Genomic DNA, 14503 nt, shown 5'->3' with positions numbered 1-14503 from the left:
ACTCCTCTTAGTCTTTTATTCTTTCAGCAATGCGAAGTTTTGCAGAGCGTGCGCGATTATTTGCTTCTAGTTCTTCATCCGATGGTAATATCGGTTTTCTAGTGACAAGTTTTATAGCTGGTGCTAACTCTGCTGGAATAACTGGTAAACCAGGTGGTAATTCTGGTAATGATGAAACTTCTTTGAATATTGTTTTACATAGTCGATCTTCAAGCGAATGGAAAGTAATGACACTAACTCGTCCACCTACATTAATAACATCAATCGCTTGTTGTAAAGATTCTTCTGCTGCTCCTAATTCATCATTCACAGCAATTCGAATTGCTTGGAAGATACGTTTTGCAGGGTGTCCACCTTTACGTCTTGCTGCCGCTGGAATTCCCTCTTTAATCAATTCAACTAATTCACCTGTAGTTTGAATCGGCTGCATTTTTCTTGCCTCTTCAATTTTACGAGCAATTTGTTTTGAAAATTTCTCTTCTCCATAACGGTAAAAAATTCTAACTAAATCGTTGTAATCCCACTCATTGACAACATGATAAGCAGTTAGTTCTGCCGTTGTATCCATACGCATATCAAGAGGTGCATCTTGATGGTAGCTGAAACCCCTTTCAGCATTATCAAGTTGAGGTGATGAAACCCCTAAGTCGTATAAAACCCCATCTACTTTAGAAATTCCTAAATTGGCTAGTTCTTCTTTCAGATAGCGGAAGTTTGAATGGACAAAAGTTACACGATCAATATACGGAGCTAAACGGGTTTTTGCGTTGTCAATAGCAGTTAAATCTTGATCAAAACAGATGAGGCGTCCTTCATTAGATAATTGACTAACGAGGTACTCACTATGGCCAGCACCACCTAATGTACAGTCCACATATATACCGTCAGGACGAATGTTCAATCCATCTACGGTTTCTTTCAGTAATACGGTCGTATGATTGAACAACTGAAAATCCTCCTCTTTGTTGTTATATATCAAAGTCAATCATATTCTCAGCAATCTCGTTAAACGAATCTTCAGATGCTGCAAAATATTCTTGCCAAGATTGCTGTGCCCAAATTTCAATTCTGTTAGACACGCCGAGAATAACACATTCTTTTTCTACATGGGCATATGAGAGTAAATTCATGGGAATGTTAATACGGCCTTGCTTATCAATTTCTACCTCTGTTGCACCAGAAAAGAAGAATCGTGTAAATGCACGCGCATCTTTTTTTGTAACAGGCAACTTTTTCAACTTTTCCTCTAGTTTTCTCCACTCTTCAATAGGATAACCAAACAAACATTGATCCAATCCTCGAGTAATAACAAAACCTTCTGTGAAATGTTCTCTAAATTTTGCTGGTATGATTAAGCGGCCTTTTGCATCGATGTTATGTTGATATTCCCCCATGAACATGGTACTCACCCCACTATATGAAAATAGATTACCACATTCCCCCACATTCCACCACTAATTCATAAACAATTCCAAGCTAAATTATAAAAATGTGTAAATTGTACTTAAAATCTTGTTTCAGTCTACATTTTCAATTGTTAATAGATAATTTATGCCGTTCAATCGTATTTTGTAGAATACTTTTATTAAGCTTCCCATTGCACTGTTACTTTTCTCATAGAAAAAAGCTATCTCAATGAGATAGCTTTTTGATTTTTATTACATTTTTATTAAAGATAAATTCTACGTTAAATATTTGGTCATACTTCGAAAGTATCTAACGAATCTGTTTCGATGAATGCACCTGCTTCACTTCGACCAACAAATGATATAGAACCTAAAGAAAAAATTAAGCAGATTCCTTCTCTTTTACTAGTTCAATCGTTATAAAAAGATTGCATTATGCTTACCATTCATTGAGAATGGTAATGCCATCATATCTTTCACAAGATCTTCGCCATATTCGTTCATAAACTGGAATGGATTAAATGTTCTCTCCTGAAGACCACCACCTGGTAGTATACGATCTTCAATTGTACGATATTTTTTTATTTTCACATCATATTTTAACAAGATTTCTTGTTCTATTTTACGCATTAGGAAGTCTAGTTGTGATTCATGAATCGATAAGTTCTTATCAACCAATTTGCCCAAATGAACATTGCTATTGCTTAAATGTTCCTGCAATCCATCATACTGTGTTTGCAGTAATTGCTTTGTTTGTTCAATTGCATCTTTTGCACTGACATCATACACTTCATTTTCAAAAGAAGATTTTAAAGTGGTTGTTTTTCCTTCAATAGCATCAGCTACAGAAATTTGTAACTCATCAAGTATCTGCTGTACTTGTCGATCGACAATGGTCATATTCATTCGCGGCACAAAAACTGGCACTTTCATTTCTAACGTTTCGAAGGCGTCTTTTAAGGTAGACCAATATGCAAGTTCGCCAGGTCCTCCAATAAACGCAAGTACAGGGAATACCATATCTTGCATTAACGGTCTTGTAACAACATTATTACTTAAACAAGTTGGATTTTCTTTAGCAAGTTCTAGCATTTCACTTTTTGTGAATTGAACATTTGCCATATGATTAATAAATTTCCCGTCATGTCGTTCTAATAAGAAACGTTCGCCATCTTTTACATAGAAAAGATTTGCAGCTTCTTTAGTAGCACCGATTGGTGTACCATATCCAAATTCTACAAGATCCGCTTCTCGAATAGTTACAACATCTGCAATTGTTTCTGCATGTTGAACTAATTTTTCGAAATAAGGAGACTCATATTCACGTAATTTTGGATTGGCAGCATCGATAAATAATAATCCTTCATCTTTAAACAACCAATTCATAATTTGGACAAAGAAATCTGTGTATGTTGTACTTTTTAGTAGTATAGCGTCAATTTTCGCTAATAAGTTTTCAGTATAAGCTGTCTCTCCATACTGTTTAAAAGTTTCGTTGATGAATTTTCTTGTTATTTCAACATCTAATTTTGTGGTAGACGCCATTGTTTTCTTTTTCGAGCGTTCACCATAAATATGTTTTTCTAAACGCCCGTTTACTGCTGTGAATGTATGATTAATCTCATCAATATCATGATCTTCTCCAGCTATCCAGAAAACAGGTACAACTGGAACCCCTAGATTTTCCCGCTGCTCTTTCGCTAACAAAATTACTGAAATCGCTTTGTGAACAGAATATAAAGGACCTGTTAATAATCCAGATTGTTGTCCTCCAACAATAACTACCGCTTGATCCTCTAATTCTCGTAAATGTTCTTCTGCCTTATTAGAGATTTCTAAAGGCTCCATAAAATCACGAATTATAGATACTAATTGTCTACGACGAATAGGATGATTTTCTAAATCCTTTAACCGTTGTGAAAAAGATTCTTCCCTATTCGGATAATGAAAAAATGATAATAAAGACGATTTCCCATTAAGATAATCATCTAGTAAAGGATTCGTTACAGGAATCTCAATTTGCTCCAGTTTCATAATATTGTAAACTCCTCTATGATAGTTAACTATATTGAAGTATAGCATTTACATTACGCTTTATAAAAAAATACGCTCACATTGCTATATGTATGATTATTTTTTGGACTATTCCCACAAGTAATACTGTAATATATGTAGATGAAAGGGCTAAAAATAAAAAACGCCATATCTTACGAAATAACGGTATTATCTCTATTTCCTTTGTTATTCTCCATTCAATAATGGTAAACACCATCGCAATGATTATTGCAATAATTAATACCATAAATCCTATATCAAAGGACCAAAAAAATTTTACTGTAGCTGGTATTGAAAAAAATAAAATAAGGGTTGTTATATCCGCAGCCCTACCAAAGTGATTCACTGTTTTTTTAGTGAATTTTTTTAACATTACATATAGAATCCCTAAAAAGAGAAACGGACATAACACGAAAATATTCAAGAAAATGGATAGAATCGTCATCAATGTCTAACACCACCTTCTTGCATCGCCAGTAATAGTGAATAACAAGTTGATAGCATAGGTACGGCACAGCCTTTTTGTTGTGCCAAATCGATGATGCCACCTATTATGGTATCAATCTCCATTACTCTTCCATTCATATAATCCGCAAGCATTGAAGATGTGTTTTCTGCAGTATTTTTACAAACATTGAAAACATCCTCAAACGAAAGCTGAGATTTTAGTTCCGGAAAGGCGGTCATTACTTCTTGATATAATTGCTTCAAAATTTTTAAACTAAATGGTTGTTCAATAAGTTCACCATTTTTCACTCTTAGTATTGTAGTTAGCGTATTCACAAAGCAATTCAATAGTGCTTTTCGTAACAACATTTTACGGTAATCATCCATTATTATAATTGGAAATTCAGGTGATATAATGGATGAATACTTTTCCACATTAAATTGTTGACCTCTATAATTTGCTATTTTCAAAGCGCCTTTACCACGATGTATGACACTATTATCATCAACTTTTTCAGCCCCAAATTCCACAGATCCCATTAAAATTGAATGCTGTTTTAGCTTATGTGCAAACTCGATATGTCGAATGCCATTCTGAATAAATAATAGTTCTGTCTCTTCTGGCAATTGCTTAAATAATGGTCTTAAGTCCATTAGATGATGATATTTTACCGCAATAATCCAGATTGCTTGTTGGTGTAATTCTGATAAATTTGTTCTCACAACAAAATGACGAACTTTCTTTTTTCCATGACAATCTGTAAATACAACACCGTTATCTTCAATTGCCGATCGTTGCTTTTCTGAATGAACAAGAAGTTCTACTGGATATCCAAGTTGCGCGAGGTAATTAGCCATAACAAGTCCAACGGCTCCTCCTCCAACGATAACAAAACGCATTTGCACACCTCTTCTTTATACTTTACTCAAAAAAGATCCACCGAAAATACGCGGACCTTGTAGCTATTATACTGGATGTTTTCGATATGGTGTTAGAATTTCCTTTGACTCTAAATGATCTAAGAGTTTAATAAGTGCTATTCGAATATTTTCTGATGCTATTATTTCATCTATAATTCGTTCTGAAGCTAGATTAAAGATATCTATTTCTTGCTGATACTCATGCTGTTTTAGTTGTATAAATTGACGTTTCCTTTTGGGAAATTTCTATAAAATTAGAACATCAGCAATTTATAATTGTATTTCTTCGAGAAAAAAGGAAACATCTATTCAGATGTTTCCTTTTTTAAATATAGCGTACCAGTTTCAAGCCATTGAATCAGTTCCGAGTAATTATGTTGAAGTTGATCATAGTCATCTTTCAACTCAAAATAAGCTTCTGATAATTGATCAAAACTTGTTAACGCTTGCTTTAAATGTGTTCTCATCATTTGTTTTGGCTGAGATTTTGCATTATCTAAATCCTTTTCATGTATTTTGCGTAATGTTTTATTCCATCTAAATCCACATGCTTGTTTGGTTCTACCTAAAGCCTCTGCTGCTTCTTGAAAGCCTGCTAATTGCGAGCGTCCTTCACTGACTGCCTGTAGCACAATTTGTGCTAGACGGTCATCATCTTGTTGTAGCCATTGGTCTTTACGCTTTTTTAATTCCATACATATCACCTCGCATTTTTTACTACTATATGCGAGTTTTTCAAGTTTAGAAGTTATTTTGTTTTTGATAGAAACTGTTTTACAGCTTTATGGTGTTCTTCGCCTTCCCATAATTTTGCACATGTTTTGACTTCATCCATAACACGGTCAAACAAATTACGTTCACGCCATTTCCGTAACTCCATTTCTTTATATGCCTTGTGGACACTAGGATGAATTTTCTTCATATCTTCTATAAATTCTGCTAATGCTTGTTCTTTATCACTATCAAAAACACGCATAGCAAAGCCTATATCGTAAAGTAGCTCTGCTGGATATGCTTTTGCATCTACTAACATTTTCAGAGCTCGATCATGTCGCAAGCCTCTTTCAAATAAATATGTTCCGCCACCCCATCCGGAAGTAATACCTAGTGTTCCTTGTATAAAACCACATTTTGCTCCTTTTTTAACTAATCGAAAATCACATGCTGTTGCAATTTCACAACCTCCACCAACTGCCGTACCATTAACTAGCGCAATCGTCGGTACTGGTAAAGTTGCAAGCTCATACAAAATTTTAGCCATTTTACTTAGCATGCCAAAAGCTTGTCCTTCACTATGAAGATTATGGAATTCCGCTAAATCCCCTCCTGAGCAAAAAGCTTTATCTCCTTCACCGGTAACTACTAAAAAGCGTACAGATTCATGCGTATGTACATACGCAATAACTTCTTTAAATCCTTCCATCACTGCATCATTTATCGCATTACGTTTTTCTGGACGGTTAATCGTAAACGTTAATACACCATCTGATTCTGAAAAATAATATGACATGTCTTAATCCCCTTTGTGTAATTTTTGAAATTATCAATTATTTTATCATAAATAGGTATATTTCGCTTTTAAATAATAGGAATCCAAAAAACAACTAAAAAAAGACCACTTGAGAGCCATGGTCTCTCTAGTAGTCTTTTTTAGAACAAATACTGAATTATTTGCTCACAACTTCTTTACCTTTGTATTGTCCACATGCTTTACATACATGGTGAGCCAATTTAAGTTCACCACAGTTTGGGCAAGCAACCATACCTGGTACAGCTAGTTTAAAGTGTGTGCGACGTTGACGTTTCGCAGTTTTAGAAGTTCTTCTAAATGGTACAGCCATTGATGGCACCTCCTTACAGATCGGTTATTCGTCTGTTTGATCAAAATACTTAGCTAAAGCAGCCAGTCTTGGATCCGTTTTTTGTGCGTCTTTTTCTTTTTGACCTAAAAACTCATCTTCCGTTAAATAAGACCAATCGGCTTTATTTTTTGGAGCTGGATTTTCAGCACCTTCTTTGAACACTTGTAATGGAATTTCTAATAAAATTAGTTCTTCTAATACAGGGTCAACATCAATTACTTCTCCTTCAACAGGGTGAACATTATCATATTCATCTGCATTTATTTCATCAGACCAGCTAAAAACTTCATCTGATTCAATATCAAAAGGAAACTCGACATCTTCCCAAGTTCGTGAACAAGGAAGTGTAAGTGTGCCAGTCAATTGGAAATGACAGTTCATTTGACTTGCACCAAAAGTGCAAAATCCTTTTACATGAACGGGTGTACTACGGCGAATGTCCGTATTACGACGCATTAGTCCGCCCAATTGAACAATTTCGTCAATTGGCATCCCGTTTTGGCGATATTTAGATAATTGTGGGATTGCCCATTTCATACGTTTATCACCTCAAGACAACAAAGTTGATTATATAATGCTAATTTATAGATGTCAAGATATTTTCTTGTCACTAGACAAAAGTCCTCGTATAATCATATTACTAAGTATAAACGGGGTGAAGATTTGATTGCAACTGGTGTAATTGTTGAATACAATCCATTTCATAACGGACATCTCTATCATATCAAACAATCACGAGAACATACAGATGCAGATGTAATAATCGCAGTAATGAGTGGTCATTTTTTGCAGCGTGGTGAGCCAGCATTTGTCGATAAGTGGGCTAGAACTAAGATGGCACTAGCAAGTGGTGTGGATTTAGTCATTGAACTACCATACGTTTATGCTACAGCTCAAGCAAGTGATTTTGCTAAGGGTGGTGTCATGTTACTTGAAGCATTACAATGTGATTATTTATCTTTTGGAAGTGAACAAGGAGATATTGCGCCTTTTTTGCATACTCACAGCCTTTTAGAGAACAAGAATAGTGCGTTTCAAGAAAATATTCAAAAATTAGTTAAAACCGGTTTAAGCTATCCTCAAGCTTTAAATACAGCTTATCAAAAGCTTATCCCAAACAGCGAGCATACATACGCTGATTTAACAAAGCCTAATAATATTCTTGGATATCATTACGTAGAAACTGCCCAAAAATATCAAACGCATATAAAACCAATTACAATCCAACGTGTACAAGCAGGTTACCATGATGCGATACAAGATGGTACGACTATCGCTAGTGCAACAGGTATTCGTCAAACCATCCAGGAGCAACATTCCATACAGAGTATCAAGCCGTATTTACCAAATACATCATACAATACATTAAAGGATTGGTACGAAGAATATCAGCATTTTGCCAGTTGGGAACTTTTTTGGCCTTATTTGAGATTTTCCATTCTGCGTCTTACACCGGAACAAATTGCATCTTACGCTGAAGTTACTGAAGGAATAGAATTCTTGATTATACAAGCTGCGAAGGAATGCCAGGATTTTAATAACTTTATGCAAAAAGTAAAATCTAAGCGATATACATGGACAAGAATACAGCGAATGCTTACTCATATTTTTACTAACTTTACATGGCAACAGCTAAAATCAGCGAATCTTCCTAGCTATATTCGCTTACTTGGTATGACCCAAAATGGGCAACGTTATTTATCTGAACGAAAAAAATTTTTCACATTACCAATTATTAGTCGTGCTGCAAGTTCTACTGATTCGATGTTACTACAGGATATTCATGCAACTGATTTATATATGCTATCTCTTGGAAAAAATAAAATGGGCTTGGATTATAATATCCCGCCCATTCGATTATGATTATTTCTTTTCTGGAAGCTTTTCTAAATAATTTAATGCATCATCTACATTTTTAACGGGTACGATTTTCATTTTCGTACCTAATTTTTTTGCTTCTTTTAAAGCTTCTTGGTAATTAGTTTGGATACCAGGATTCTTTTTCTTTACAATTGCAGGTAATGTATCATTTGGAGCAAAGAAAATTTCAACGCCTGCATCATTTGCCGCAATTACTTTTTTATCGATTCCGCCAATACGTCCCACTTCACCAGTTTCAAGCATTTCACCTGTGCCGGCTATATTATACCCTTTCGTTAAATCACCTTTTGTGAGTTGATCTATGATTTCTAGAGTAAACATTAAACCAGCTGATGGGCCACCAATATCTTGTGCATTGATGGTTACTTTAGGATTTGTTGTAATTGAAGTGCTATCTGCAAATGATATCCCCAGACCAACCTTCCCTTGAGATCCTGGTATTTTTTTTAACTTAATTGTTTTCTCTAAAGTCAGGCCATCACGATTAATTTTAACTTTTACTGTGTCACCCATTTTCTTGGTATCTAAATATTTTACAAGCTCCGTATGCTTATGAATTTCTAGTCCATCAATACCAATTACTTTGTCGCCTGTGTGTAGAATCCCATCTGCTGCACCTTTTTCAACGACATAGAAAACATATACACCGTTATAATGAATCGTATAGTCAAGACCCGCTTTTTTATAAGCTATATATTTTGCATTAAATTGAGAATCTGACATCAGTTTAAGCTGGCGGGTATTATAATCCTTATCACTTTCATTTGGACTACGCACTTGACTATCCTTTAAAATTTCCTTTTCATCACTAAAATGTGCTAAAGCATAAGTAAATGGGGTTGCCACAGACATTGCCACAGTCATCATATTTAGTTTTCCTCTACCAGGCTCATCAGCATGATCTACTTTTACATAGTTATCTAAATCATATGCTCCGCCTGGCTGCATAATATAATAATGCATCGGGTAAACAAATCCGAGAATTATTAGCACTGTTAAAATAATGAGCGCTAAAAACCTTTTTAAATTCAATAAGTACACCTCCCAAATAACAAACAACTTTAGTCATATCATATGACGATATTCTAGAAAATTTGTTCGCTTAGATTGTATTAGTTTATCACTAGTTCCTTTTTTCATAAAATCATAAGAATGGATGATGTACATCGTATTACACTACAGCAATATATTGATATGCTGGCTTTTTATTCTTTTATTACTATTACAACCTGGACTAGCCCACGAAGGTGCAGATAAAGGTATGGAGCTCTTTATTGATCATTTATTTCCATACTTACTTCCGTATCTTATACTAACTCAATGGCTTTTACGTTTATCAAATGTTTCCAGTATACCACAGCGTTCAAAATGGAGATTTTATTTACAAGTTTATTTTCTAAGTGCATTAGGTGGTTTTCCTACCGGCGCAGCTACTATTAGCTTTTTGTATAAACAACAACAAATCACAAAAAAAGAAGCTCCACTACTATTAGCTATTTGCCATGCTCCAAGTCCACTTTTTGTTGTTGGTTTTGTTGGTGTTGAAATACTAAATAACCCTAGTAGTGGTTGGTATATGCTCGCACTAATTCATTTTGTTAATATTGTCATGCTAGCTATTTTTATTCTTAAATTTCGAAAATTAAATTCTAAGCCTATTCTATCCCATCAACAAGATGCCATTACATCACCATTAATTGAAAGTATCAAAAATAGCTTACCCACTGTTCTACTCGTAGCCGCTACAGTTATTTTCTTTACAACCATTAGTTTTGTATTAACAGAAACTTTATTGCGATTTGTTCATCAACTACCTAATAGCATTATGCTCTCTCTATATAGTTTCCTTGAAATGACATCAGGCTTAGATGCTTCACAAAGCTTATTTGCTAATTCTAATTGGCTAGAATTAATTGTAATTACAATTTTGTCAATGCAAGGACTGAGTATACATTTACAAGTAGCAGTTCTAGCAAAAGAAGCACAAATATCCATGATTCCTTATGTATATACACGACTTTTCCAAACAGTATTAATTCCAATTTTATATTGGATATTTTTTATTTCTCATTAGCGAAAAATTTGCCAGTAGGATAATGAGGACACTGAAAAAGTGGAGTATTAAAAATATTTATAGTATATATCTGCTTTTCCGTGAAGTGGAATCAGCTGCGCTTTCCGCGGGCGAGCGATGAGCCTCCTCGGGGCAACAGGATGTTGGTCACGGAGTCGTTGCCACAGGACGTGGCGTTCTTAGACTCCGTTCCTTAATTGCACTTTGGGGTCTCAACTGTCTCGCTTTCCCGCAGGTAAAGATTGCTCCTGCATCGCTACGCTAATTCCACATCAACAAAGATAGCTATACCAGATTTTAATTATAAATTTTCATCTTTTTTAACTTTTCCAGTGTAAATTTCCCCATAAAAAATGCACCTCCAATTGTTATAAACGTGTCTAACAATTGGGGTACAGTTTTGTACAGCTATTTTATTATTTTTGATTGGATTTTTGCTCAAATTTCTGTTTAAGAGCTTCTTCAACAATATCAGGAACTAAGCCATGGATATCTCCACCATATTGTGAAACTTCCTTCACAATGCTAGAACTTAAAAATGAATATTTGTTTTGAGTCATGATAAAAAAGGTTTCAATATGTTCATCTAAAAAACGGTTCATCGCAGTTATTTGCATTTCATATTCAAAGTCAGATACTGCACGTAAACCACGTACAACTGCATTTGCATTTTTTGACTTCGCATAATTAATTAATAATCCCGAAGAAGAGTCTACTTTTACATTCGGCATATGTTTTGTAACTTGTTCAATTAAATTCATACGTTCATAAACATCGAATAATGGATGTTTACTCGAATTATTCATAACTGCAACATATACAACATCGAAAATATCCGCAGCTCGTTTAATAATATCTAAATGTCCATTGGTAATCGGGTCAAAGCTTCCCGGTACAACAGCGATTTTATCCAACATAATCTCCTTCTTCCTCGACAAGACGATAGAATGAAATAATGGTACCACCATATTTTTCCACTCTTACTTTATGAAAATTAAAGAATGATTCTGGTAACTCAATCTCTTTATCATGCTCACAGACAATAGTTCCCTCTTTCGAAATTACACCGTTTGATACAATATCCTGAATCAACTCATAATATTGATGTTTTTTATACGGCGGATCTAAAAAAATCAAATCTGCTTGTACTTCTTTTTTTATTAATATTTTTAAAGCACGAGTTGCATCATTTCTATGGATTTCAGTTCGATCTTCATAACGACATTTCGCGATATTTTCCTTTAAGTTTTGGAATGCTCGTCCATCTTTTTCGATAAAGATTGCTTTATCCATTCCTCTACTTAATGATTCAATACCTAATCCGCCGCTTCCTGCAAATAAGTCCAGCGCAATTCCGCCATTAAAATATGGCCCTAAAATATTGAATAAGGACTCTTTTACTTTATCTGTTGTTGGACGCGTTGTTGTACCATTAACAGCTTTTAAAGGCATTCCTTTACGCTCACCTGAAATTACTCTCATTATTCACCAAACCTTTATAACTATAAATATTGGCGTATCTTATTGCTCATTCTTAATTGTTTTAATATCAATTCGTTTATCTGACTTTTCGATATTTACTAGGAATAATCGAACTAGCCAAGCTTCTTCTACATAATAATCATTACCATATTTCTCGATTGGTTGAGATATAGTATCATAACGATGATTATTATACACGTAGAATGGTTCATCCATAGGGAATCTAAATGAGCGTGTATCACTCTTTACATAAAACCCATGTGTTCCAACCTTTGAAGTATATCCAAGATTCATCAATATTGGTTTAACAGAATATAGAATACGTCCATCTTTAAATATAACTTGCAGATTTTTTTGTTGCAATTCATTTATATACACTGGGCGTTTATCTTCAAATAATAAAGGTGCCAATGTATTACCATTATTTGCATTCATAGTAAAGAAAGATGTTTTTAAATTGATGGATTTAGTTAATAATTGATCCAGATTAGTAGTTGTCACTTCTTTACCTTGCATTTTTTCTAAACCCTTTTTCCATTCCGTCAATTGAGCCTGATTCATGTAATTTTTTAACACAGCAATCATTTTCTTTGCTTTTTCAGACCCCAATGTACGATCTGTTAAAAATGAAGCCACAATTTCTGGTGCCCATGATGGAGTAGTATCAAATTTATATAGTTGGTGTATTTGTGACAAGATTACTTTTTGTTCAAGTGTTTTTTCATTCAGTTCAGAAGTAAACAAAATACGACCAGCAGATTTTCTCTTTTTATTTGTTTCTATGATGGCTACATGCTCAAAGTTCTCAAATTCTAGCCCCTTTAGTGAATTGGCTAAATCACCAGATATTGCATTCGTTCCGTAAAGAGTCATCTGATCATTCGTAAATATTTCTTTCATCTTACTTTTTTGCCAATATAAAGATGTTACAGGTCCATTTCCACTAAACATGGTGTATTGAACAAGCTTCATTGATTTACTATCCACTTCAGGTAATCCAGTAATCCATTGGCCACCTGAACGAGTTTCATCGCTAATATGTACAGTTGTGTGTACAGGTGTACCATTTTGTAATGTTAAGAAAACATCTTGTAGAATTTGTCCTGATTTCAATCCTTTTTTGGATACTGGAATTACATAAGATACTGTTTGTTCTTCTGTTTTTCCTGCTTGAAGACCGGTAAGTGTTTTATTTAAACGATTGCAATTGCTCTTATCATGTGAAGAACAAGCTTTCGATACACTTTTTGTTGGCCATACAAACTTCAAGCTTTCATTCGGTAAAGAGCTTAAGTGATGATTAACAATCAGTTTCCCTTTACGATAAACAATGTCAATATCTTGATTATAGTGAATGGCCTTGTCTTCTTCTTTCAATTGATCAGAATAGACATGGTACTGAAACGTCAACATAATACCATTTAAAAATAGCAGTATGGAAAATAAACTGGCTGCAAATTTCATGTGCTAATCCTCCAAATCATGATACTATGTGTTAAGAAAGGACGTGTATGATATATGATTCAACAATTCATAGAACTTGGAGAAGGCTACGGTGACGTTTACGAACTATGTGAACTTATGAAAACAAATAAGCGTCGTATTAGTCGTACCTTTGTTTTCACTGCAACCATTGGTGATAAAAAAGTAGCATCAATCGCTACTGCATTTGAACCAGTTGGTGACAGTAAATTTACACCGATTTATATTTGCCGAGAAGGAATTCCTTATTCGACTGAAAAGCCTTCAAAACGTTTAGAAATTTTTGAGGAAACTGTAAAAGAATTGGATCAATTACTGATTACATTAGATGTTAAGCATTCCTCAATTTATGCTGAAAAAGATCTATATTACCAATATTTGATCGGTATATTGCGTCTTTATCACTACATCCCATCATTGCACTAATTACTTATTTTTTTGATAAAGCTATTTTGCAACTAGATAAAATTTACTATTCCATCTTTATATCGACAAAAATTGTTAATCCTTTATAGACCCGTTTTATAATCATACTCTTTTGCTTTATCTGGTTTGGCATTTTCAAACTCAGAAGAAACAAATGGACGATAAGACGGTAAGACTTCACGCACGTAAGGAAGACGGGTCAATTTAGCTATAGTACTTTCAATATCTTCTTGATTGCAATATAAAACGACATATTTTAGTCTTCTAGAAATATAATGTACATGCCCATATCGGCGCATTGATTTAGCCTGTTTTAAGTGATGTACATATACGATTAAGCCTTGTCGGTCTTTCATTTAGATTCCCTCTTTTCTTACCAACAAGAATACCATAGCTTCGAATTTTCACGCAACCAAGTTTAGCTGACAGGATAGAGGATAATCCGTTATAATAGAACAATAAGTCTG

General features: G+C 34.4%; 17 protein-coding genes. 3 read left to right on the top strand and 14 right to left on the bottom strand.

Annotated elements, in window-relative coordinates; all coding sequences use genetic code 11:
- Positions 1 to 7 precede the first annotated feature (7 nt).
- The 9 genes from rsmH to ABE048_RS05615 form a co-directional block, all read right to left on the bottom strand.
- Positions 8 to 946, bottom strand: a complete 939-nt coding sequence (rsmH, locus tag ABE048_RS05655) for a 16S rRNA (cytosine(1402)-N(4))-methyltransferase RsmH (RefSeq protein WP_430309759.1) — start codon at positions 944 to 946, stop codon at positions 8 to 10.
- A 22-nt stretch (positions 947 to 968) separates the two neighbouring features.
- A complete protein-coding gene (gene mraZ, locus ABE048_RS05650) occupies positions 969 to 1400 on the bottom strand; it encodes a division/cell wall cluster transcriptional repressor MraZ (RefSeq protein ID WP_430309758.1) in 432 nt (143 codons plus the stop codon).
- A gap of 423 nt (positions 1401 to 1823) precedes the next feature.
- Complete coding sequence (bshC, locus tag ABE048_RS05645; protein WP_430309757.1) at positions 1824 to 3440, bottom strand: bacillithiol biosynthesis cysteine-adding enzyme BshC; 1617 nt, start codon at positions 3438 to 3440, stop codon at positions 1824 to 1826.
- 76 nt (positions 3441 to 3516) lie between these two features.
- Entirely contained in the window at positions 3517 to 3906 is a 390-nt protein-coding gene (locus tag ABE048_RS05640) for a DUF3397 domain-containing protein (protein WP_430309815.1), read from the bottom strand.
- Positions 3906 to 4808, bottom strand: coding sequence for a ketopantoate reductase family protein (locus tag ABE048_RS05635; protein WP_430309756.1), 903 nt, complete (start codon positions 4806 to 4808; stop codon positions 3906 to 3908). Before ABE048_RS05635 ends, ABE048_RS05640 begins: the two co-directional genes overlap by 1 nt.
- Positions 4809 to 5134: 326 nt before the next feature.
- Complete coding sequence (locus tag ABE048_RS05630; RefSeq protein ID WP_430309755.1) at positions 5135 to 5524, bottom strand: transcriptional regulator; 390 nt, start codon at positions 5522 to 5524, stop codon at positions 5135 to 5137.
- 53 nt (positions 5525 to 5577) lie between these two features.
- On the bottom strand, positions 5578 to 6339 hold the full coding sequence (locus ABE048_RS05625) for an enoyl-CoA hydratase/isomerase family protein (protein ID WP_430309753.1): 762 nt from the start codon (positions 6337 to 6339) through the stop codon (positions 5578 to 5580).
- A 157-nt stretch (positions 6340 to 6496) separates the two neighbouring features.
- The gene (gene rpmF / locus ABE048_RS05620) at positions 6497 to 6670 is read right to left on the bottom strand and encodes a 50S ribosomal protein L32 (protein ID WP_102692762.1); all 174 of its coding nucleotides are present in this window, start codon (positions 6668 to 6670) and stop codon (positions 6497 to 6499) included.
- A 24-nt stretch (positions 6671 to 6694) separates the two neighbouring features.
- Positions 6695 to 7228 carry a YceD family protein gene (locus tag ABE048_RS05615; RefSeq protein WP_430309752.1) on the bottom strand — a complete coding sequence of 178 codons (534 nt, stop codon included), beginning with the start codon at positions 7226 to 7228 and terminating at the stop codon, positions 6695 to 6697.
- 126 nt (positions 7229 to 7354) lie between these two features.
- Here ABE048_RS05615 and ABE048_RS05610 point away from each other — a divergent pair, with 126 nt between their 5' ends.
- On the top strand, positions 7355 to 8554 hold the full coding sequence (locus ABE048_RS05610; protein WP_430309751.1) for a nucleotidyltransferase: 1200 nt from the start codon (positions 7355 to 7357) through the stop codon (positions 8552 to 8554).
- Here the strand turns inward: ABE048_RS05610 and ABE048_RS05605 are convergent, their stop codons facing one another.
- Positions 8555 to 9613, bottom strand: a complete 1059-nt coding sequence (locus tag ABE048_RS05605; protein WP_430309750.1) for a SepM family pheromone-processing serine protease — start codon at positions 9611 to 9613, stop codon at positions 8555 to 8557.
- Positions 9614 to 9731: 118 nt separating this feature from the next.
- Between ABE048_RS05605 and ABE048_RS05600 the strand changes: the two genes are divergently transcribed.
- Positions 9732 to 10646: a hypothetical protein gene (locus ABE048_RS05600; protein ID WP_430309749.1), complete on the top strand. Its 915-nt coding sequence runs from the start codon at positions 9732 to 9734 to the stop codon at positions 10644 to 10646.
- 416 nt (positions 10647 to 11062) lie between these two features.
- On the opposite strand, the gene coaD is transcribed toward ABE048_RS05600, so the two are convergent.
- Genes coaD through ABE048_RS05585 form a run of 3 tightly spaced genes read right to left on the bottom strand, consistent with a single transcriptional unit; the run spans position 11063 to position 13592 of the window.
- The gene (gene coaD, locus ABE048_RS05595) at positions 11063 to 11563 is read right to left on the bottom strand and encodes a pantetheine-phosphate adenylyltransferase (RefSeq protein ID WP_430309748.1); all 501 of its coding nucleotides are present in this window, start codon (positions 11561 to 11563) and stop codon (positions 11063 to 11065) included.
- Entirely contained in the window at positions 11553 to 12128 is a 576-nt protein-coding gene (gene rsmD / locus ABE048_RS05590) for a 16S rRNA (guanine(966)-N(2))-methyltransferase RsmD (RefSeq protein WP_430309747.1), read from the bottom strand. Before rsmD ends, coaD begins: the two co-directional genes overlap by 11 nt.
- Positions 12129 to 12167: 39 nt before the next feature.
- Entirely contained in the window at positions 12168 to 13592 is a 1425-nt protein-coding gene (locus ABE048_RS05585; protein WP_430309746.1) for a hypothetical protein, read from the bottom strand.
- A gap of 54 nt (positions 13593 to 13646) precedes the next feature.
- Here ABE048_RS05585 and ABE048_RS05580 point away from each other — a divergent pair, with 54 nt between their 5' ends.
- The gene (locus ABE048_RS05580; RefSeq protein WP_430309745.1) at positions 13647 to 14036 is read left to right on the top strand and encodes a DUF7147 family protein; all 390 of its coding nucleotides are present in this window, start codon (positions 13647 to 13649) and stop codon (positions 14034 to 14036) included.
- An 83-nt stretch (positions 14037 to 14119) separates the two neighbouring features.
- Here ABE048_RS05580 and ABE048_RS05575 read toward each other — a convergent pair whose 3' ends face one another.
- Positions 14120 to 14392 carry a YlbG family protein gene (locus ABE048_RS05575; RefSeq protein WP_430309744.1) on the bottom strand — a complete coding sequence of 91 codons (273 nt, stop codon included), beginning with the start codon at positions 14390 to 14392 and terminating at the stop codon, positions 14120 to 14122.
- Between the last annotated feature and the right edge of the window lie 111 nt (positions 14393 to 14503).

Origin of the sequence: Rummeliibacillus pycnus (genome assembly GCF_050459865.1) — a bacterium.
GTDB lineage: Bacteria > Bacillota > Bacilli > Bacillales_A > Planococcaceae > Rummeliibacillus > Rummeliibacillus pycnus_B.
The sequence above is the reverse complement of the archived record's forward strand: the minus strand, read 5'-3'. Positions and strand labels throughout refer to the sequence as shown.

Coding starts and splice junctions, on each gene's coding strand:
- ABE048_RS05640 (WP_430309815.1), bottom strand. CDS start 3,906: ATGACGATTCTATCCATTTTCTTGAATATTTTCGTGTTATGTCCGTTT.
- coaD (WP_430309748.1), bottom strand. CDS start 11,563: ATGTTGGATAAAATCGCTGTTGTACCGGGAAGCTTTGACCCGATTACC.
- ABE048_RS05580 (WP_430309745.1), top strand. CDS start 13,647: ATGATTCAACAATTCATAGAACTTGGAGAAGGCTACGGTGACGTTTAC.
- ABE048_RS05575 (WP_430309744.1), bottom strand. CDS start 14,392: ATGAAAGACCGACAAGGCTTAATCGTATATGTACATCACTTAAAACAG.
- ABE048_RS05585 (WP_430309746.1), bottom strand. CDS start 13,592: ATGAAATTTGCAGCCAGTTTATTTTCCATACTGCTATTTTTAAATGGT.
- mraZ (WP_430309758.1), bottom strand. CDS start 1,400: ATGTTCATGGGGGAATATCAACATAACATCGATGCAAAAGGCCGCTTA.
- ABE048_RS05625 (WP_430309753.1), bottom strand. CDS start 6,339: ATGTCATATTATTTTTCAGAATCAGATGGTGTATTAACGTTTACGATT.
- bshC (WP_430309757.1), bottom strand. CDS start 3,440: ATGAAACTGGAGCAAATTGAGATTCCTGTAACGAATCCTTTACTAGAT.
- ABE048_RS05600 (WP_430309749.1), top strand. CDS start 9,732: ATGTACATCGTATTACACTACAGCAATATATTGATATGCTGGCTTTTT.
- rpmF (WP_102692762.1), bottom strand. CDS start 6,670: ATGGCTGTACCATTTAGAAGAACTTCTAAAACTGCGAAACGTCAACGT.
- rsmD (WP_430309747.1), bottom strand. CDS start 12,128: ATGAGAGTAATTTCAGGTGAGCGTAAAGGAATGCCTTTAAAAGCTGTT.
- ABE048_RS05630 (WP_430309755.1), bottom strand. CDS start 5,524: ATGGAATTAAAAAAGCGTAAAGACCAATGGCTACAACAAGATGATGAC.
- ABE048_RS05635 (WP_430309756.1), bottom strand. CDS start 4,808: ATGCGTTTTGTTATCGTTGGAGGAGGAGCCGTTGGACTTGTTATGGCT.
- ABE048_RS05615 (WP_430309752.1), bottom strand. CDS start 7,228: ATGAAATGGGCAATCCCACAATTATCTAAATATCGCCAAAACGGGATG.